Origin of the sequence: Promicromonospora sp. NFX87, from assembly GCF_048564965.1 — a bacterium.
GTDB lineage: Bacteria > Actinomycetota > Actinomycetes > Actinomycetales > Cellulomonadaceae > Promicromonospora.
On the sequence record NZ_CP183413.1, the window covers coordinates 13,229 to 31,553 of the forward strand.

Annotated in this window: 16 protein-coding genes and 1 riboswitch; of the genes, 5 read left to right on the forward strand and 11 right to left on the reverse strand. The window is 75.2% G+C overall.

Translation table 11 applies throughout. The annotated features are described in order from the left end of the window. Nucleotides 1-166: 166 nt before the first annotated feature. Nucleotides 167-1,129 carry an NAD-dependent epimerase/dehydratase family protein gene (locus ACNYC2_RS00070; protein WP_419705110.1) on the forward strand — a complete coding sequence of 321 codons (963 nt, stop codon included), beginning with the start codon at nucleotides 167-169 and terminating at the stop codon, nucleotides 1,127-1,129. On the opposite strand, the gene ACNYC2_RS00075 is transcribed toward ACNYC2_RS00070, so the two are convergent. The 10 genes from ACNYC2_RS00075 to ACNYC2_RS00120 form a co-directional block, all read right to left on the reverse strand. Then, complete coding sequence (locus ACNYC2_RS00075) at nucleotides 1,023-2,075, reverse strand: glycosyltransferase family 9 protein (RefSeq protein ID WP_419705111.1); 1,053 nt, start codon at nucleotides 2,073-2,075, stop codon at nucleotides 1,023-1,025. The genes ACNYC2_RS00070 and ACNYC2_RS00075 overlap by 107 nt on opposite strands. A gap of 34 nt (nucleotides 2,076-2,109) precedes the next feature. Then, on the reverse strand, nucleotides 2,110-2,862 hold the full coding sequence (locus ACNYC2_RS00080) for an SDR family oxidoreductase (protein ID WP_419705112.1): 753 nt from the start codon (nucleotides 2,860-2,862) through the stop codon (nucleotides 2,110-2,112). After that, complete coding sequence (locus tag ACNYC2_RS00085) at nucleotides 2,859-4,409, reverse strand: PfkB family carbohydrate kinase (protein ID WP_419705113.1); 1,551 nt, start codon at nucleotides 4,407-4,409, stop codon at nucleotides 2,859-2,861. Before ACNYC2_RS00085 ends, ACNYC2_RS00080 begins: the two co-directional genes overlap by 4 nt. Further along, complete coding sequence (locus ACNYC2_RS00090; protein WP_419705114.1) at nucleotides 4,406-5,086, reverse strand: D-sedoheptulose-7-phosphate isomerase; 681 nt, start codon at nucleotides 5,084-5,086, stop codon at nucleotides 4,406-4,408. The genes ACNYC2_RS00085 and ACNYC2_RS00090 overlap by 4 nt, the downstream gene beginning before the upstream one ends. Further along, entirely contained in the window at nucleotides 5,083-6,378 is a 1,296-nt protein-coding gene (locus ACNYC2_RS00095; RefSeq protein WP_419705115.1) for a glycosyltransferase, read from the reverse strand. Before ACNYC2_RS00095 ends, ACNYC2_RS00090 begins: the two co-directional genes overlap by 4 nt. Beyond that, nucleotides 6,375-7,382 carry a glycosyltransferase family 4 protein gene (locus tag ACNYC2_RS00100; RefSeq protein WP_419705116.1) on the reverse strand — a complete coding sequence of 336 codons (1,008 nt, stop codon included), beginning with the start codon at nucleotides 7,380-7,382 and terminating at the stop codon, nucleotides 6,375-6,377. Before ACNYC2_RS00100 ends, ACNYC2_RS00095 begins: the two co-directional genes overlap by 4 nt. Next, complete coding sequence (locus ACNYC2_RS00105) at nucleotides 7,379-8,503, reverse strand: glycosyltransferase family 9 protein (RefSeq protein ID WP_419705117.1); 1,125 nt, start codon at nucleotides 8,501-8,503, stop codon at nucleotides 7,379-7,381. Before ACNYC2_RS00105 ends, ACNYC2_RS00100 begins: the two co-directional genes overlap by 4 nt. Beyond that, entirely contained in the window at nucleotides 8,500-10,056 is a 1,557-nt protein-coding gene (locus ACNYC2_RS00110) for an HAD-IIIA family hydrolase (RefSeq protein WP_419705118.1), read from the reverse strand. Before ACNYC2_RS00110 ends, ACNYC2_RS00105 begins: the two co-directional genes overlap by 4 nt. Beyond that, nucleotides 10,053-11,741, reverse strand: coding sequence for a carbamoyltransferase (locus tag ACNYC2_RS00115; RefSeq protein ID WP_419705119.1), 1,689 nt, complete (start codon nucleotides 11,739-11,741; stop codon nucleotides 10,053-10,055). The genes ACNYC2_RS00110 and ACNYC2_RS00115 overlap by 4 nt, the downstream gene beginning before the upstream one ends. 148 nt (nucleotides 11,742-11,889) lie before the next feature. Next, nucleotides 11,890-13,329 (reverse strand): FAD-dependent oxidoreductase, encoded by a 1,440-nt coding sequence (locus ACNYC2_RS00120; RefSeq protein ID WP_419705120.1) that lies wholly within the window; start codon nucleotides 13,327-13,329, stop codon nucleotides 11,890-11,892. A gap of 182 nt (nucleotides 13,330-13,511) precedes the next feature. Between ACNYC2_RS00120 and ACNYC2_RS00125 the strand changes: the two genes are divergently transcribed. Further along, nucleotides 13,512-14,315, forward strand: a complete 804-nt coding sequence (locus ACNYC2_RS00125) for a PAS domain-containing protein (protein WP_419705121.1) — start codon at nucleotides 13,512-13,514, stop codon at nucleotides 14,313-14,315. A gap of 64 nt (nucleotides 14,316-14,379) precedes the next feature. On the opposite strand, the gene ACNYC2_RS00130 is transcribed toward ACNYC2_RS00125, so the two are convergent. Next, nucleotides 14,380-14,661: a DUF4235 domain-containing protein gene (locus ACNYC2_RS00130; protein WP_116677200.1), complete on the reverse strand. Its 282-nt coding sequence runs from the start codon at nucleotides 14,659-14,661 to the stop codon at nucleotides 14,380-14,382. A gap of 37 nt (nucleotides 14,662-14,698) precedes the next feature. Beyond that, nucleotides 14,699-14,803, forward strand: a riboswitch (TPP riboswitch). Here ACNYC2_RS00130 and ACNYC2_RS00135 point away from each other — a divergent pair. The 3 genes from ACNYC2_RS00135 (at nucleotide 14,798) to ACNYC2_RS00145 (ending at nucleotide 18,284) form a co-directional block, all read left to right on the forward strand. After that, nucleotides 14,798-15,877: a thiamine ABC transporter substrate-binding protein gene (locus ACNYC2_RS00135; protein WP_419705122.1), complete on the forward strand. Its 1,080-nt coding sequence runs from the start codon at nucleotides 14,798-14,800 to the stop codon at nucleotides 15,875-15,877. (Overlaps the previous riboswitch by 6 nt.) Further along, the gene (locus ACNYC2_RS00140) at nucleotides 15,874-17,568 is read left to right on the forward strand and encodes an ABC transporter permease (RefSeq protein WP_419707746.1); all 1,695 of its coding nucleotides are present in this window, start codon (nucleotides 15,874-15,876) and stop codon (nucleotides 17,566-17,568) included. Before ACNYC2_RS00135 ends, ACNYC2_RS00140 begins: the two co-directional genes overlap by 4 nt. Continuing rightward, on the forward strand, nucleotides 17,568-18,284 hold the full coding sequence (locus ACNYC2_RS00145; protein WP_419705123.1) for an ABC transporter ATP-binding protein: 717 nt from the start codon (nucleotides 17,568-17,570) through the stop codon (nucleotides 18,282-18,284). Before ACNYC2_RS00140 ends, ACNYC2_RS00145 begins: the two co-directional genes overlap by 1 nt. The last annotated feature ends 41 nt before the right edge of the window (nucleotides 18,285-18,325 follow it).

Sequence of the window (18,325 nt, forward strand, 5' to 3'; positions counted from 1 at the left end):
TCACGTCGCGCGGGTCGCGGGACCGGCCCGGGCGCTCGGCTGCGAGTGAAGTGGCTCCGGTGCACCGTTGAACCGTGCGGTCGAGACCAGGCTGCCGGAGCTCCCGGTGAGAGGACGACCCCATGCGCAGCGACGACTGGAACCCGTGCCCAGGTGAGGCCCCGCGATGAGGGCGGTCGTCACCGGCGGCGCCGGATTCGTGGGCAGCAGGCTGTGCGAGGTACTCCTCGACTCCGGGGCAGAGGTCGTCTGCCTCGACAACCTCCTGACGGGCGCACCCGACAACCTCGGCGGCCTCCGCGGGCACCCGGCGTTCCAGTTCGAGCAGTGCGACGTCGCCGAGGGATTCGGCTCGCGCGCGGTCCGGGCCGCCCTGCGTCCCGGCGTCGACCTGGTCCTGCACCTCGCCTCGCCCGCGTCGCCCGTCGACTACCTCGAGCATCCCATCGAGACCCTCGACGCCGGCTCGCGCGGCACCCGCGCGGCACTCGACCTCGCGGGTGAGCACGGCGCGCGCCTCGTGCTCGCCTCCACGTCCGAGGTGTACGGCGATCCACAGGTTCATCCCCAGACCGAGGAGTACTGGGGGAACGTCAGCAGTGTCGGACCGCGGAGCGTCTACGACGAGTCCAAGCGCTTCGGCGAGGCGCTCACCGCGGGGTACCGGCGCGCGCTCGGGACCGATACGGGGATCGTCCGGATCTTCAACACCTACGGGCCCCGCATGCGGGAGCACGACGGGCGGGTGGTGCCCACCTTCATCCGGCAGGCGCTCGCGGGCGAGCCCCTCACGGTCGCGGGCGACGGCAACCAGACGCGGTCGCTCTGCTACGTCGACGACCTGGTGGCCGGCCTCCTGGCCTTCGCGCGCAGCGGCCACCCCGGCCCCATGAATCTCGGCAACCCGCACGAGCTCACCGTCCGCCAGATCGCCGAGGACGTGATCCGGGCGACCGGCTCCCGGTCGCCCGTCGAGTACGTCGAACGGCCGGTGGACGACCCGGGGATGCGCTGCCCCGACATCACCCTCGCGCGGACGGAGCTGGGCTGGGAACCGCAGGTCGGCTGGACGGACGGTCTGGCCCGGACGGTGTCGTGGTTCCGTTCGCGGTCCCAGGGAGCCGCGTGAGCATCGACTCGCAGGCGGCGACCACCTCGTCGACCGCTACCCGGGCGAGCGCCGGGTCGAGCTGCCCCGCGTTCGGGTCGCGCCGCGGCGCTCCCCGCTCGCCGTGCCAGATGACGACGTGGCGGTCCAGGTCCAGCGTCGGCCCCCACAGCGCGGGCGGCGTGGGCCCGAACAGCGTGACGGACGGCGTGCCGTACGCGGTGGCGAGGTGCGCCGTGCCGGTGTCCCCGCTGACGACCAGCCGGGCGGTGGACACGAGCTCGGCGAGCGCGGGCAGGCCGAGCCGGCCCGAGGTGTCGCGCACGGCGCCGCCCGCGTTCGCCTCGAGCCGCACCCGGGCACAGAGGTCCCGCTCCGCCTCGGACCCGGTGAGGACCACGTAGTGGCCCCGCGCGGCGAGCGCGGCGACGACCCGTGCCCAGCGGGCGGCGGGCCAGCGGCGGGCCTCCGCGGCGGCGCCCGGGTGGACCACCACATCGGCCCGGCCGCCGGGCGGGTCCGCCGGGCCGAGGCGTAGGTCCTCCGGCCCGCACGGCCCGCCCACGCTCCGCACGAGCCGGCACCAGCGGAGCACCTCGTGCTCGTCGTCGTCCCAGTCGGGCCCGAGGTGGTCGGCGTCCGCGCTGTCGAACGCGATCAGGGCGTCCGGCCGCGTCGCCTGCAGCACGCGGTGGCTCTGCGGCCCGCTGCCGTGCAGGTCGACCGCGAGGCATCCGGGCGCGTCCTGGGCGCCGCCCGGCCCGGCCCAGGGCCAGGGGAGGCGGGCCAGCCCCTGGGTCGGCAGGACGGCGTCGACGATCCCGTGGTCGGCGAGCAGCTGGCCGAGCGGCCGGGGTGCGGCGAGCACGATCCGGTGTCCCGGCCATGCCCGCCGCACGCCGCGGAGCGCGGCCACGCCGGTCAGCGCGTCGCCGAGCCCGAGCGCCCGCAGCACGAGGACGGTCATGCCGGGCTCCTGGTCGGCCCGGCCGGCCGCCAGGTCACGGCCACGACGCCTCTCCTGACGCCATGACCAGCATCTCCCTGATCTCGCTGCCCTGCGGCTGGGTCAGCGCCGTCACGACGGCTGCGGCCGTCGCGGCCGGATCGTTGAGGTCCGCGTCCGGGCCCGGCTTGTACTGCTCGGTGCGGCCGTCGAAGAACGGCGTCCGCATGCCGCCGGGAATCAGGCACGTCACGCCGACCCGGCCCGCGTACTCGGCCGCGAGGGCCTGGGTGAACCCGCGGATCCCCCACTTCGACGCGCAGTACGCCGTCGCGTCGCCCGCACCGCGCAGCGCGAGCGTCGAGGCGACGGTGACGACCGTGCCGCGCCGTTCCTCCAGGTACGGCAGGGCGGCCCGGACCACCGAGACGGTGCCGAACAGGTTGACGCGGACGACGCGCTCCCAGTCCTCCGGATCGATGTCGAGGAGCGGGCCGCACGCGTCGATCCCGGCGGCCGTCACCACCGCGTCGGGCGGGCCCACCTGCTCCACCAGCGAGTCGACGGCGGCCTGTGCGGCGCCGGGGTCGCCGAGGTCGGCGGCAGCGAACGGCACGTCCGCGGCCGGCTCCGCCACGTCGAGCACGGCCGGCGTGCCGCCCGCGGCGGTCAGGACGTCGACGAGCGCCGCGCCGAGGCCGGACGAGCCGCCGGTGACGAAGACCGTGCCGACGGACCTGGGCGTGAGCGGAGAGGCAGGAGCGGGGCCGGCGGACGGTGCGGTAGCAGGTGTCGTGGTTGCGGTCATGATGACCTCCTCATGGTCGGTGGGATCGAGGCGGGCAGGGGTTCGGCCGCCCGGACCTGGCTGACGAGCCCGGTCGTCGAGCGGCCCGGGAGGTACGGCAGGGTCACCACACGTCCCCCGTAGGAGCGGACGACAGCGGCCTCGGGCAACTCGGACCACGTGTAGTCGCCGCCCTTGGCCCAGATGTCCGGACGGAGCGCGGCGACGGCGGCCGACGGCTCGTCGTCGTCCAGCACGACGGCGGCGTCGACGCTCGCGAGGCCCTCCAGGACGCGGAGCCGGTCCGCCAGCGGCACCACCGGTCGCTCGGGCCCCTTGAGGCGACGCACCGAACGGTCGGAGTTGACCAGCACCACCAGGTGCTCGCCGAGCCGGCGCGCGGTGTCGAGCATGCTGACGTGGCCGGCATGCAGCAGGTCGAAGCAACCACTGGTCGCGACCAGCACACCGCCCGCCGCGCGCAGCCGGGCGCCGAGCTCCTCCAGGGACTCGGGGCTGCTCCGCTCGGCGGGCCGTTGAGCGGCCTCGCGGGCGCGCCGGAAACCGTCCGCACCCCCTGACGCGACCCAGGCGCTCGCCGCGACCACACCCTCCCGGACGGCGGTGGTGGCCTCGTCCCCGCGGGCCATCCGGTCCGCCACCGTCGCGGCGAAGCGGTCGCCGGCCCCGCAGGGATCCGGCCCGTGCGCGGGCTCGGTCGGCAGGTGCCGGATGACGCCCGGGCCGTCGTCGGTACCGTCCCCGTCGGGCGGCCGGGTGGCGACGAAGGCGCCCCGGTCCCCGGCGGTGACGCTGACCGCCCGCGCGTCCCAGGCCCGGCGCAGAACGTCCGCCACCGCAGGGAGCTCGGTGTCCTCGTCGGCGGGCGGCAGCGGGAGCTGCCGCGCCGCGCGTTCGGCCTCCGCCGCGTTGGGCGTCACCAGCGCCGTGCCGGGCACGGGCTCGCCGCCGCGCGGGTGCGGGTCCCACACGAGCGGCACGCGTGCTGCCGACTCGGCGAGCACCTCACGCAGCAGCGGCTCCAGGGTGACACCGCCGCCGTAGTCGGCGACGAGCACCGCGTCGCAGCCCGCGATGGCGTTCCGCACCCGTTCGGCGGTCGCCTCGTTCACGCCGAGCGGGGTGCCGGGCCCGCCGTCGTCGACCCGGACCAGTCCCTGCCCCGAGCTGCGGACGCGCGTCTTGCGACGGGTCGGGCCCTCGTGCCCGAGCGGGACGACCGTGACGTCCGCGAGCTGACGGCGCAGCTCCTCGCCGTCCGCGTCGTCCGCGAGGGGTGCGACGAGCACGACGTCGGCCCGCTGCGCGCACAGCAGCGCGGCCAGCCCCGCGCCACCCGGGCTCTGCCGGACCTCCGCCACGTCGACGACCGGCACGGGGGCGTCAGGCGCCAGCCGGGTGACCGAGCCGTCGACGTCCCGGTCGAGCAGGACGTCCCCGACGACGGCGACCCGTGGCCGGGCGACCTCTCCGCCGGACGAGGAGCCGGACGAGGAGCCGGACAGCCTGCGCGAGAGGTCACCGACGACGGCGCCGTTCTCGGTCATGCGCGTGCTCCGGCCGTCCTCGACCGGGATCTCTGCGACCCCGGACGGCGGGTCCGTGCGCTGCTGCCGGCGATGTGGGCGTCGAGCACCGCGCACAGGCTGTGCGCGACGACGAGGTGGATCTCCTGCACCGCCGACGTGGACGCCGACGGGACCGTGAGCGCGTCGTCGCACAGCGCTGCGAGGGGATTGGGCGCCTGGCCGGTGAGCGCCCAGGTGGTGATCCCGAGCTCCCGGGCCCGCCGGGCCGCGACGAGCACGTTGGCGCTCGCGCCGGACGTCGACAGGCAGAGCAGGACGTCGCCCGGCCTGCCGTGCGCCGCGACCTGCCTGGCGAACATCTCGTCCTGGCCGTAGTCGTTGACTATCGCGCTGAGGCTGGAGGTCTCGGCGTGCAGGGCGATCGCGGCGAGCGGTATCCGCTCGTCCTCGAACCTGCCGACGAGCTCGGCGGTCAGGTGCTGGGCCTCGGCGGCGCTGCCGCCGTTGCCCGCCACGAGCAGCCGATGGCCCGAGACCAGCCGTTCGGCGAGGTCCTGGCCCCAGGCCTCGATCCGGTCGAAGCTGGCGCTGAGGTGGTCGAGGCCCACCGTGAGGTCGGCGCGGTGCTGTCGGAGCCAGCTCCGGCCGCTGGAGGAGGGCTGGAGGGCGGTCGGTCGGACGGACTCGGAACTCATCGGGTACCTCCTGCGGAAACCAGCGGAGCGCCCGTCGCAGACCGCTGCGGCAGGGGCCTGCGGGCGGACGAGGAACTGACGACCTCGGCATATGCCTCGGCCGTCTGCCGGGCCACGGCGGCCCAGCCGTACTGGCGCTCGGCGCGGACCCGGGCCCCGGCTCCGAGCCGGAGCCGGAACCGGCGGTCCGAGAGCCGCAGCAGCGCGTCGGCGACGGCGGCGGGATCACGCGGCGGGACGAGGAGGCCGGTGCGCTCGTGCACCACCGTGTCGAGCATGCCGCCGACCGCGGAGGCGATCACGGGCAGCCCGCACGCGGCGGCCTCCAGCGGCACGATGCCGAACGGCTCGTACCAGGGTGTGCAGGCCACGACGTCGACGTCCCGGAGCAGGTTCGGGACGTCCTCGTGCGACACCGCGCCGAGGAACCGCACCCGGTCGCCGACGCCCAGCCGCTCGGCCCGGTCCCGCAGCTGGCGCACCTCGGGGTCGCGGTCGAGCTCGCCGAGCGGCGGCCCGCCGGCGACCAGCAGCTCCACCGGGGGAGCCCCGTCGCCGAGCCGGGCGAGCGCCTCGACGACGGTCGCGACCCCCTTGCGCTCCACGAGCCGGCCCAGGGACAGCAGGCGGAGGGGCCGGTCCTCGTCCTCCTGGTGCGTCCGGGCGGTGCCGGGCGTGAACACACCGAGGTCGACGCCGCACGGCACCACGCGGACCCGGTCGTCCGTCGCGCCCAGCTGTCGTAGCTCACGCACCTCGTCCTGACAGGTGGCGATCACCAGGTCCACGTCGGCGCACAGGGTCCGCTCCAGCGGGATCCGCGCGGTGGGGCTGGTGTCCGCGGCGCCCTGGTACCGGCGCTTGACCGAGCCCAGCGCATGGAAGGTCTGGACCACCGGTACGGCGGGCAGGTCGTCGTCCGCCCGGCGGGTCGCGCGCAGCGCGGCCAGGCCCGACATCCAGAAGTGCGCGTGCAGCACGTCCGGCCGTGCCTCGGGGTCGGTGAAGCGGGCCGCGAGGTCGTCACCGAACTGGTCCATCCAGCGCAGCAGGTCGTCCTTCGGCAACCGTTCGGGCGGGCCGGCGTCGACGTGCACGACGTCGACGCCGTCGGTGAGGGGAACCCGTTCCGGGAGCGCCGGGTCGTCGCGCCGCGTATAGACGTCGACGGTGTGGCCGTCCGCGGCGAGGCGCTGTGCCAGCGCCGCGACGTGGACGTTCTGCCCACCGGCGTCCGCCTCACCGAGTACGGCGAGCGGGCTGGCGTGCTCCGAGATCATGCCGATCTTCATGGCGACACCTCCTGTGTCAGCAGGGTGGTCCAGCGGTCGAGGAACAGGTCGAGCGGGTAGTGGGTGAGCACGTGCTCCCGGGCGGCCTTGCCGTGCGCGGCGGCCTCCTCCGGGTCGGCGAGCCAGCGCCGGGCGACTGCCGCGAGCTCGTCCGGGTCGGCGCTGAGCACGCCGGCCTCGGGCGGCACCGCCGCGTACGCGGCGGTGACGGGCAGGGCGAGCACGGGCAGGCCGAGGGCCATGGCCTCCAGCAGGGCGAGCCCGAGGCTCGTCCACCGGTACGGGTGCAGGTAGGCACGGGCCCCCGCCAGCCGGTCGTGCAGCTCCGACTGGGGCAGGTCGTACAGGCGGTCGGCGGCTCCCGCAGCCGTCGGGCCCAGGGGCGAGAGGTGCTCCGCCAGGAGCGACGTGCCCATCCCGTACACCTCGGCAGGGACCTGGCGGGCGACCTCCAGCAGCACGTCCGTGCCCGCTGCCCGCCACCGGCGCACCGGCTCGTTCACCACCGCCGCGACGGTCTCGCGCTCGCCGGTGTACCGGTGGCCCGGGTCGGGGATGCCGTGCTCGATCACGGCGGTGCGTGCCGGGCCGGTGTCCCACATGAGGGCGTTGAACTGGGTCACGTGCACGATCGGGACGCGCCCCTCGGTCGCGATATCGACGTCGGCCAGGGGGTGCCGGGTGGCGGCGGCGGGGCCGCCGGGGGCGTCGTGCTCCAGGTACACGGTGGGCACGTCCCGCCCGGCCAGGCGTCCGGTCCACTCGCGCAGGAGGCGGGCCTCGTGCGGCCGCTGGAGCACCACGGCGTCCACCCCCTCCTCGTCGAAGGCCCGGCGCAGCCCGGCGGGGTCCAGCTCGCGGACGGAGGTGGGCCAGTCCCAGGTCTGGGCGCGCCCGCGTCCGTCGGCGGGCCGGCCGGGCAGCACCGGCACCAGGTACTCGTGCTCGCCCTGGACGAAGGCGGTGGTCCACGACCCGTGCACGTGCCACAGGAGGATCCTCATGAGGGCCATCCCTTTACTCTGTTCCCGCCGGCGGTCGCCGACGCTCGGGGCTGCGGGTACGTGAGGCGCGCGACGGCGTCGGACACCTGCTCCGGCGTGACCGACGCGAGGCACGGGTGGCCCGCCACGGGGCACGTGCGGGCCCGCGTGCCGCGGCACGCGGCACCCTGGTCACCGAGGAGCAGCCGGGGCACCCCGTACGGCGCCCACCGGTCGGCGGGGACCACCGGCGCGAACAGGCTGACCACCGGCGTGCCGACGGCCGCGGCCAGGTGCGCCGGGCCGGTGTTCCCGACGACCGCGCAGGCCGCCGACTCCAGGACGGCGGCGAGCTCGGCCAGGCTGGTCTGCCCGCCCAGGTCGGTGGCGTGGTCACCGGCCACGTACGCGGTGAGGTCCCGCTCCGCCGCGGCGCCCGTCACGAGTACCTCCCAGCCGTCGTGCGCGAGGCGTTCGGCGATGGCCCGGGCGTCCTCCGGCAGCGGCGCCCGGGCGGGTACCGACGCTCCGGGGTGGAGGACCACCGAACGATTCCGCCAGGCACCCTCGGCGCCGAGCGCGCCCCCGGCACGGAGCGCGCGCTCGGCCCGCGCGGGCAGGGCGGGGAGCGGACGGCGGACGGCGAGCAGCCCGTCGTCCTCCACCGGCAGCACGGCTCCCGCCTGTTCCGCGAGGTCGAGGGCCGCCTCCACCTCGTGCAGCCCCGGTGGACGCTTGTGCCGTACGTCGAGCAGCGAGCCCGGGTAGTCCTCGCTCACCGCGACGATCCGGCGCACGCCGGCGAGGCGCGCCAGCAGCGCCATCGGGAGCGGCGACTGGTGGAACGACGTGAAGATCACCGCGAGCTGGTACCGGCGCGCGACGAGGCCGGCCACGAGGTCGAGCACCGCCTCGGCCGAGACCTGGGGCGGCTCCGCGCCGGACCACGGTGCGTCGAACCGCAGCGTCTCGGTGACGCCGGGCAGCAGCTCGGCGGCCTGCAGTCCCGAGCCGGAGACCAGGAGGTCCACCTGGTCGTAGGTAGCGGCCAGCGCGCGTACGGCGGGGCCGGTCAGGAGCACGTCCCCGTCGCTGTCGAGCCGGATCGCGAGCACCCGGACGGGGCGTTCCGCGGAGGTCATAGCAACATCACCACCTCATCGAGAGTCGCGGCCACGACGGGAGCGGCGGACAGCTCCTCGCGCCTGGTCACCTCGGTCGGCACGAGGACGCCTCGTGCGCCGGCAGCCACGGCGGCGCCCACGTCCGAGCCGATGTCCCCGACCACCGCGCACTCCGCCGGGAGCACCCCGACCGCCGCGGCCCCGCGGAGCACGAGGCCCGGCTCGGGCTTGCGGCACGTGCAGTCCTCCTCCGGCCGGTGCGGGCAGCGCTGCCAGGTGTCGAACGGGCCCAGCAGCCGGCGGACCCGCTCGTCCACCGCATCCACCTGCTCGCTCGTGAGCAGCCCTCGCCCGATCGCCGACTGGTTGGAGACCACGCCGACCCGCACGCCGCCGGCCCGTAGCCCGTCCAGCACGCGCCGTGCGCCCGGCATGGGGTCGACGGCGTCCGGGTCGCCGTTGTAGGGCACGTCGCGGACGAGCGTGCCGTCCCTGTCGAACAGCACCGCGCGGACGGGCGGCGGCCAGGCCGGCACGCGCCCGTCCAGCCCGCGCCGCCACCGCCACGCCCCGCGCACGCGGTGCGCGACGGCGGCGAACGGGATCAGCGCGCTCGTCACGACCATGCGGCGCAGCTCCGGGCCGAAGCCGTCGTCGCCGGGCCGTGACCCGGGCCGGAGCCGCTGCGCGGCGAACATCGCGGTGAGCGCCGCCCAGGCCGAACCGGCGAGGGCAGCGGTGGTCCGCGCAGCGTGCGGGTCGCGCGTGCCGGGGAGGGCTGCGGCCACGCAGCCGCTGAGCGCCGTCAGGCCCGCCGCCACCGTCGCGGCGTGCCACGGCAGGCGGCCTCGGCCGGCCTCGGTGCGCCGGCGCCAGTCGCGGCCGTGCAGCGTGCGCAGCAGCGCGTCGTCGGCGTTGCCCACCTGGGCCCGGACGCTCGCCAGGTTCCCGGCGGGCCGGACGGGGTGCTCGACGAACCGGACGCCACGGACGAGGTCCCAGCCCGCCTCGCGGACCCGTAGCGCGAGGTCGGCGTCCTCGCGGTACGCACGGGGGAAGCGCTCGTCGAAGCCGCTCACCGCCTCCAGCGCGGCCCGGCGGTAGGCCATGTCGGCGGTCGCCCAGGCAGCCGTCTCCAGCCCGGCGGTGTTGCGTTCGAGGTCGGTCGGGGGCCGGTGGCTCGGCAGCGGCACCACTATCCGGCCCTGCACGCCACCGACGTCGGGGCCGGCGGCCGCGAGATCCTGCTCCAGGGTCGCCGCCCAGAGCTCGGGGACCACCACGTCGTCGTCCAGGAAGGCGACCCACTCCGTGCGGACGCTGCGCCAGCCGGTGTTGCGGGCGGCGGCCGGGCCACGGCCGCCGGTGCGGAGCACCCGCACGCCGGGCACCGGGTCGGGCCCGAGGTCGAGGGGCGGGTTCACGCCCTCGGCCGGGAACGGCCGGTCGTCGACCACCACGACGTCGAGCGGCGGCGGCCCGACGGCGCAGGCGACGCGCACCGAGTCGAGCAGCGCACCCAGCTGCGGGCGGCCGATCGTCGGGACGACTATCGAGTACGAAGGCGTCACGCGGCACCTCCGGACGGCCGGCCGCCGGTGAACAGGTCCGCGCGCCGGACGAGGTGGGGACCGAGCACCAGGACGTCGACGGGCGCGGAGCCGAAGAGCTCCAGCGCGTCCCGCGGGCTGTCCACCATCGGGCGGCCCGCGGTGTTGAGGCTGGTGTTCACCACCACGGGCAGCCCGGTGCGCGCACGGAACGCGCGGAGCATCGACTGGAGGCGTGGCTGCGAGTCGTCCACCGTCTGGATCCGGGCCGTGCCGTCCACGTGGACGGTCGCCGGGATCCGGTCGCGCCAGGCGGGGGCGACGTCGTGGACGAACAGCATGTAGGGGCTCGGGATCGGCCCGCCGGAGAAGATGTCCGCGGCGTCCTCCAGGAGCACCATCGGGGCGACCGGCCGGAACTGCTCGCGTCCCTTGACGATGTTGAGCCGTTCGGTGTTGGCCCGCGTACCCGGGTGGGCCAGCAGCGAGCGCTGGCCGAGCGCGCGCGGCCCGAACTCGGAGCGGCCGTCGAACCAGGCCACCATCCCGTCGTCGGCGAGCACGCCGGCGACCTGCTCCGGCAGGTCGGCGGGGGTCGTGAAGGGCACGCGCGCCGTGCGCAGCGCGTCCGCCAGCTCGTCGTCGGACCAGCCGCGGCCGAGGGCCGCCGACGTCATCGGCACCGTCGGGACGCCGGCCTCCGCCGTCAGCTGCAGGGCCGCGCCGAGCGCCGTACCCGAGTCACCCGCCGCGGGCTGGACCCACACGTGCTCGAAGGGGGTCTCGCGCCACAGCCGCGAGTTGGCCACGCAGTTCAGCGCGGTGCCGCCCGCCAGCGTCAGCGCGGTGTCACCGGTCCGCTGGTGCAGGGCCGTGGCTAGCTCGACCAGCAGCTCCTCCAGCCGCGCCTGGACCGACGCCGCGAGGTCCGCCTGGTCGGGCGGCAGGCCGCCCGCGCCGCTGGGTTCCTGGATGCTGCCGGGCGTGGCCGGTGCCGCCCACCGCGACCAGTCGGGAGCCTCGGCCACGAAGCCGCCGTCGGGCGTGGTCCGGAGCAGCTCCCGCAGCTCGGGCAGGAACCGCGGCCGGCCGTACGACGCGAGTGCCATCACCTTGTACTCGTCGCTGGACCGCAGGAAGCCGAGGTGCTCGGTGAGGGACTCGTACACGAGGCCGAGGGAGTGCGGCAGCTCCTGGCTCGCGAGCACCTCGAGCTGTCCGTCGGCATACCGGCCGGCGAGGTAGGAGGAGCGCTCGCCACGACCGTCGAGCGACATGACGCTGCAGATCCTGAACGGGGACGCGAGGGCTGCCGACGCGGCGTGCGACACCTCGTGCGGCACGAAGCGCACGGCGGCGGGGTTGAGCCCGGGCAGTGCGGTGGCGATGAACTGCGGCGCCCGTTCGGCGTACCGCTGCCGCAGCCAGTCCCACGGGTCGGGCAGGCCCATCTCGTCGGACGGTTTGGCGAGGGCCGGGTCGAACGAGTAGGCGACGGCGTCCAGGTCCTCCGGCCGCAGGCCGCCGACCTCGAGGCACCACCGCATCGCCTGCTCCGGCAGCTCCCAGGCCGCGAACGGGACGGGGCGCTTGCCGTGCTTGCGTCGGCTGAACCGTTCCTCCTCGGCTGCTGCGAGGACGTGACCGTCGACGACGAGCGCCGCCGACGGGTCATGGAAGAGGGCATTGACACCGAGGACTCGCACAGTGACCTCCACGGATGGTCGTCACCGGGCTTCTTCCGGTTCTCCTACGTTCGAGGCGCCCAGAAGCACTCGCATCTTGAACCGCTTCTCGACCGGAACGGGGTCCCGACGACGCCCGCATCCGCGCAGGTCGGGGGTTCCGCGCGGTTCAGCGCCGCGACAGGTCCTCGGTGGCGGGACCTTCGATCAGCGTGCCGTCGGGCTCGAACCGCGAGCCGTGCGCGGGGCAGTCCCAGGACTGCTCCTGCTCGTTCCAGCACACGACGGCGCCCGCGTGCGGGCAGACCCGGGACACGCGCGGGGCGCCCGGCCGCTGTCCGGACGGGCGGGTCGCCGCGTGCGCCCAGCCCTTGGTCTGCACGGCGAAGGTGGCGGCGGTGCTCGCCCTCGGCGCGGGCCTGCGGGCCCACGGCTCGAAGGTCCGCTCCCACTCGACGGGGTCGCCGAGGATCCGGCCGGCGAGCGCCAGCCCGGCCGCGGCACCGTTCGTGAGGCCCCACTTGGCGTAGCCGGTGGCCACGAGCACGCGGTCGTCACCGGGCGTGGCCGGTCCGACCAGCGGCAGGCCGGTGTCACTGGTGTAGTCCTGGGCCGCCCACGTGTGCCGGGGCTGGTCCACGGGGAGGTGGACCCGCGTCCATTCCTCCAGCGCGGCCAGCCGCCGGGCCGGGTCCCGCTCCCGGCCGACGGTGTAGCCCTCGCCGCCCACCATGAGGAGCCCGCCTGCCGTGCGGAGCGATCGCACGGGCGACCCGGCGGTGATCGACATGGTCTCGTCGAACCCTGGCGGCAGCGCGGCCGGGTCGGTGATCTCCCACGTGGTGAGCAGGCTGCGGCCCGCCTCCAGGCGGAGGAACAGCCCGCCCAGCCGCCCGGGCGGTGTGCCGGTGGCCAGCACCACCCGGTCGGCGAGGACGGCGCCGCGGCTGGTGCGCAGCACGACGCCGGACCGGCGCCGACGCACCTGGTGGACCCGGACGCCGTCGTGCACCGGAACGCCGCGGGCGCGCAGGCGGGCGCGCAGCGCCGAGAGCATGCGCAAGGGGTCCACCTGCGCCTGGCCGGGCAGGCGTACCGCGCCGTAGGAGCGCGCGGGGTACGGCGGGTCCTCCTCCCACTGCGCGGTGAGTCCCTGGCGGGCGCAGGTGGTGAGCACCGCGTCGACGTCGGCCACCTGCTCGGGGGTAGCCGCCACGGTCAGGTCGTCCCGGTTCTCGACGGGCACGTCCAGGTTCTCGAGGGTGCGGCGCAGCCAGCCCAGGCCGGCGAAGTTGGCCGCGAGGTAGTCGCGCACCACCTCGTCGCCGTGCCGGGCGGCGATCCGGGCGAGCCGGGTGCCCTGCAGCACTGAGAGCTTGCCCGTCGAGCGGGCGGTGGTGGTCGCTCGCGCGCCGCGGGCGTCGAGCACCACGACGTCGGCGCCGCCGTCGGCGAGCAGCTGGGCGGTCACGACACCGGTGAGACCGGCGCCGACCACCACGACGTCGGTGCGGAGCGGGCCGGGGGCCATGACCCCCGGTGTGCCGCTGCCGGTGCCTTCCAGGTCAGTCGTCGCGTCAGTCGTCGCGTCGTAGGGGGTCTCGCTCACGGTGCACCTCCGCTGCTCGATCCGTGCTGCTGATCCGTACTGGTCGGTCCCTGTGCCGGCCCTCGGGCGGGCCTGTCCCAGGCTGGCACGGGGCTCTGGCACTCGCAGCGCCTCGCTCCTACAATCGAGTCGGTGGAGTCATGAAGCGGCTCCAGGTCCACCTCGGATCTGGGAGGTTCAAGATGCCCCCTTCTCTGCAGCCCAGGCTCAGCATCGTGGACGGCGCAGGCGGCGACACGGCTGAACGGTCACCGAGCTTCTCGGCGGGCGACCTGGCGCATGCTCTCGGCCTGGGGACCAACCTGCTCGTCGGCAGCTACCGCGTCGACATCACGTCGGGGACCTGGTGGTGGTCCGACGAGCTGTACACGATGCACGGGTGGAGACGGCACGAGGTCCAGCCGTGCCTCGAGGCGCTCCGGTCCCGCAAGCATCCCGACGATCGCGCCCGTGTGGTGCGGGCCGCCGCCGAGGCGCTGCGGACGGGCCGGCCGTTCGCGTGCGCGCACCGGATAGTGGACCGCAAGGGCCGCACACGTTCCGTGGTCGTCATCGGCCACGGCCGGCGCAGCGGCCCCGCCCGGTCGCCGGAGCTGGTCGGGTACGTCATCGACGTCACGCCGGTCCAGAAGGAGGCGCTGGCGCGCAAGTCCGAGGCGGTCGTGACCAGGGCCTTCGTCAGCCAGGCGGTGATCGAGCAGGCCAAGGGCGTCATCATGGCGGTGCGCGGGGTGAGCGAGGAGATCGCCGGTCACCTGCTGCACGAAGCCGCCCAGCGGGTGGACATCCCGCTGCGGCTGGCCGCCGACCAGGTGATGGCCAGGCTACGAGCCGACGGCGAGCGGGTGGACCGTGAGCGGGGAGGCATCACGCAGGAAGGCCTCGCACGCGCGCTGGACGGCGTCGAGCCGGTGGGGCGGCCACGCGGGCACGACCCCCTGCTCACCCGGCGGCCGCGGAAGGTGCCGGCGCGCACGTCCGGCTGAGCCCGTGACCTGAGCCTGCGATCGGATGCCCGGCCCGGTGATCCCCGGCCGGGCATCCGTCGGGTCAGCGCGCGGCGCGGCGGGCGGCGAGCCGCAGGGCGGCCGTGGACGCGCCCTTCGCCGCCATGCGCTTCGCGAACACCGCGGTACCTGCGGCGACCGCCGCGAACACGGTGGCCTGCACCAGGTCCAGCTCCGGGTCGTCCGCCTTGCTGGGCGCGTCGTTGCCGGTCACGCCTTTCCAGATCATGCTGACCGCCTTCTGCGCGACCCAGCCGGCTGCGAGCGTCAGGGCAAGAGTGCCGACCTTCTCGGCGAGTGTCTGTTCCGTCTCGATCTTGGCCATCTCTACACCGTAGCGTCCGACCAGCCAGTAGGCTGGCCGGACACGACAGGGGAGCGCCACACGGCGCTGAGAGTGCGGAACACCGCAGACCCTTGAACCTGATCCGGGTAAGACCGGCGGAGGAAGTCGAGGCACGATGTTGCGTCTTTCCGGTGCTCGCGAGGGCACCATCCATGTTGTTCCGGTCGCCGGAGCGCTCTCCGTGGCGCTCCTGCTCGCCGGGTGCGGCGGCTCGGAGAGCGGTGGCTCCGGCGGGGGCGACCCGGCGGCGTCGGGCACCGTGACCCTCGTGACCCACGACTCCTGGGCGCTCGACGAGAAGGTCGTCGAGCGGTTCGAGAAGGAGTCCGGGCTCACCGTCGAGGTCAGCGCGGCGGGCGACGCCGGGACCCTGGTGAACCAGCTGGTGCTGACCAAGGACGCGCCGCTCGGCGACGCCGTGTTCGGCATCGACAACACCTTCGCGTCCCGAGCGCTCGAGGCGGGGGTGGTCGAGGAGTACACCCCGGCGGACCTGCCCGACGGCGTCGAGCAGCTCGGCGGGGCGCTCACCCCGATCGACCAGGGCGACGTCTGCGTGAACGCGGACGAGGCCTGGTTCGAGAAGTCGGACCTCGAGGTGCCGAAGACGCTCGAGGACCTGGCCGACCCGCAGTACCGGGACCTGCTCGTGGTGAGCAACCCCGCGACGTCGTCGCCCGGGCTCGCCTTCCTGCTGGCGACCGTCGGGGCGTTCGGCGAGGACGGGTTCGAGGACTACTGGGCGTCCCTGGCCGACAACGGCGTCAAGGTCGCCGACTCCTGGGAGGACGCCTACTACGTGGACTTCTCGGGTGCGGGCGAGGGCGGCGAGCGCCCGCTCGTCCTGTCGTACGCGACGTCGCCCGCGTTCACGGTGAGCGAGGACGGCTCGGAGTCGACCACCAGCGCGCTGCTGGAGACGTGCTTCCGGCAGGTCGAGTACGCGGGGGTGCTCGCCGGGTCGGACAACCCGGAGGGCGCCCAGGCGTTCGTCGACTTCCTGCTCGGCGAGGACGCCCAGGCCGCGCTGCCCGAGTCGATGTACATGTACCCGGCCGACCCCGCCACCGAGCTGCCCGCCGACTGGAAGAAGTTCGCACCCCAGGCGGAGGCGCCGTTCGAGGTGGATCCCGCCGAGGTGAGCGAGCACCGCGACGAGTGGATAGAGCGGTGGACAGAGACCGTAGTCGGCTGAGTCGGAGGCTGGGTCGGCCGGTCCTGCGGCCCGCGCCGCTGCTCTGGGGGACGGCGGTCGCCGTCCCCCTCGGCTTCCTCGCCGTCTTCTTCGCCTGGCCCGTGGCCGCGCTGGTGGTCCGCGGTTTCGTGCCCGACGGCGTGCTCGACCTCACCGGTTTCGCGGACGTGCTGTCCAGCCCGCGCACGTGGCGGCTCGTGTGGCTCACGCTGACCCAGGCGGTGCTCGGCACCGCCTTCTCGGTGCTGCTCGGCCTGCCGCTCGCGTACCTGCTCTACCGCCGGTCCTTCCCGGGCCGGGTACTGGTGCGCGGGCTCGTGACGGTGCCGTTCGTGCTGCCCGCCGTCGTCGTCGGAGTCGCGTTCCGTACCCTGTTCGCGCCCGGCGGCGCCCTCGGCTTCCTGGGCCTGGAGGAGTCGCTGGCCGGGATCGTCGTCGCCCTCGTCTTCTTCAACGTGTCGGTGGTCGTGCGGACCGTCGGCGGGCTGTGGGAGCGGCTCGACCCCAGGACCGAGCAGGCCGCCGCATCCCTCGGGGCGGGGCCCGCGCGGGTCTTCCGCACGGTGACGCTGCCCTCGCTGGGTCCCGCGATCGCGTCCGCGGCCTCGGTGGTGTTCCTGTTCTGCGCCACCGCGTTCGGGGTGGTGCTGGTCCTCGGCGGCGTGCGGTACGGCACCGTCGAGACCGAGATCTGGACCCGCACCACCCAGTTCCTGGACCTGCGGACGGCGTCGGTGCTCTCGATCCTGCAGCTCGTGGTCATCTCGGGCGCCCTCGCGGTGTCCGCCCGGGCCCGCCGGCGCCGCGAGGCGGCGCTGCGCCTCGTGTCCGCGCACGGTTCCGCCAGGCGGCTGTCCTGGCGGTCGCCCCAGGACATGGTGATGGCGCTCGTGGGCGCGGCGATCGTCGGCGGGCTCATGGTGCTGCCGCTGGCCGGCCTGGTGGCCCGCAGCTTTCGCGAGCCCGACGGCTCCTGGGGTCCCGGGAACTACGTGGCGCTCGGGACCACCGGCGAGCGCAACGCGCTGGTCGTGACCGTGTGGGAGGCCACCGCGACCTCGCTGCGGACGGCGCTGGCCGCGACGGTGATCGCCCTGGTGGTCGGCGGTCTCGTGGCGCTCGTGGTGTCCCGGCGGCCTCGGTCGGTCGGCGCGCGCCGCGCCGTCGGGGCGCTGGACGGGCTGTTCATGCTCCCGCTCGGGGTGTCCGCCGTGACCGTCGGCTTCGGCTTCCTCATCACCATGGACCAGCCGGTGCTCGGCGTGGACCTGCGGACCTCCGGACTGCTCGTCCCCGTGGCGCAGGCGGTGGTCGCCGTACCGCTCGTCGTGCGCACGGTGCTGCCGGTGCTCCGGGCGATCGACCCCCGGCTGCGGGAGGTAGCCGCGGTGCTCGGTTCCGGTCCCGGCCGCGTCCTGCGGACCGTGGACCTGCCGATCGCCCTGCGCTCGGTCGGCCTGGCCACCGGGTTCGCCTTCGCGGTGTCGCTCGGCGAGTTCGGCGCGACGTCGTTCCTCGCACGGCCCGACGGCGCCACGCTGCCCGTCGTGATCTACCGCCTCATCGGACGGCCCGGCGCCGAGAACTACGGGATGGCGCTCGCGGCGTCGGTGGTGCTCGCCGTGCTCACCGCGACGGTGATGATGGTGGCCGAGCGGTTGCGCGACGAACGCGCCGGAGGGGAGTTCTGATGGCTGGGCTGGAAGTTCGGGACGTCAGCGTGCGCTACGGGGCCTCGACCGCGGTCGACGGGGTGTCGCTGACCGTCGCGCCCGGCGAGGTGGTCGCGCTGCTCGGCCCCAGCGGGTGCGGCAAGTCGTCGCTGCTGCGCGCCGTGGCCGGGCTCGAGCCGCTGGCCGGCGGCAGCGTCCGGTACGACGGCGAGGACCTCGCCGGGGTGCCGGTCCACAAGCGCCGGTTCGGGCTCATGTTCCAGGAGGGGCAGCTCTTCCCGCACCGGGACGTGCGGCGGAACGTCGCCTACGGGCTGGAGACCCAGGACCTGACCCGGGCGGAACGGGACGAGCGGGTGTCCACGCTGCTCGACCTCGTGGGGCTCGCCGGCTACGAGCAGCGGGCCGTGCCCACGCTGTCCGGCGGCGAGCAGCAGCGGGTGGCCCTCGCACGGGCCCTGGCCCCGCGGCCCCGCCTGCTCCTGCTGGACGAGCCGCTCTCCGCGCTCGACCGGCAGCTCCGGGAACGGCTCGCGGGCGAGGTGCGCTCGGCGCTGGTCGAGACCGGTACGACGGCGGTGTTCGTCACGCACGACCACGCCGAGGCGGCCGCCGTCGCCGACCGGATCGGCGTCATGGACCGGGGACGGCTCCTCCAGGTCGCCGCCGCGGGCGAGCTGCGGGCCGCACCGGCGTCGGACCGGGTGGCGGAGTTCCTGGGCCTGCGCGGCTGAGCCGTTCCGCCGTCCTACCCGGGTCACCGGTCGGGCACACC

What these genes read in the sequence shown, in the direction of transcription:
- ACNYC2_RS00070 (WP_419705110.1), top strand. Translation starts at nt 167, where the DNA reads ATGAGGGCGGTCGTCACCGGCGGCGCCGGATTCGTGGGCAGCAGGCTG.
- ACNYC2_RS00100 (WP_419705116.1), bottom strand. Translation starts at nt 7,382, where the DNA reads ATGAGGATCCTCCTGTGGCACGTGCACGGGTCGTGGACCACCGCCTTC.
- ACNYC2_RS00085 (WP_419705113.1), bottom strand. Translation starts at nt 4,409, where the DNA reads ATGACCGAGAACGGCGCCGTCGTCGGTGACCTCTCGCGCAGGCTGTCC.
- ACNYC2_RS00125 (WP_419705121.1), top strand. Translation starts at nt 13,512, where the DNA reads ATGCCCCCTTCTCTGCAGCCCAGGCTCAGCATCGTGGACGGCGCAGGC.
- ACNYC2_RS00130 (WP_116677200.1), bottom strand. Translation starts at nt 14,661, where the DNA reads ATGGCCAAGATCGAGACGGAACAGACACTCGCCGAGAAGGTCGGCACT.
- ACNYC2_RS00105 (WP_419705117.1), bottom strand. Translation starts at nt 8,503, where the DNA reads ATGACCTCCGCGGAACGCCCCGTCCGGGTGCTCGCGATCCGGCTCGAC.
- ACNYC2_RS00095 (WP_419705115.1), bottom strand. Translation starts at nt 6,378, where the DNA reads ATGAAGATCGGCATGATCTCGGAGCACGCCAGCCCGCTCGCCGTACTC.
- ACNYC2_RS00080 (WP_419705112.1), bottom strand. Translation starts at nt 2,862, where the DNA reads ATGACCGCAACCACGACACCTGCTACCGCACCGTCCGCCGGCCCCGCT.
- ACNYC2_RS00135 (WP_419705122.1), top strand. Translation starts at nt 14,798, where the DNA reads ATGTTGCGTCTTTCCGGTGCTCGCGAGGGCACCATCCATGTTGTTCCG.
- ACNYC2_RS00090 (WP_419705114.1), bottom strand. Translation starts at nt 5,086, where the DNA reads ATGAGTTCCGAGTCCGTCCGACCGACCGCCCTCCAGCCCTCCTCCAGC.
- ACNYC2_RS00145 (WP_419705123.1), top strand. Translation starts at nt 17,568, where the DNA reads ATGGCTGGGCTGGAAGTTCGGGACGTCAGCGTGCGCTACGGGGCCTCG.
- ACNYC2_RS00075 (WP_419705111.1), bottom strand. Translation starts at nt 2,075, where the DNA reads ATGACCGTCCTCGTGCTGCGGGCGCTCGGGCTCGGCGACGCGCTGACC.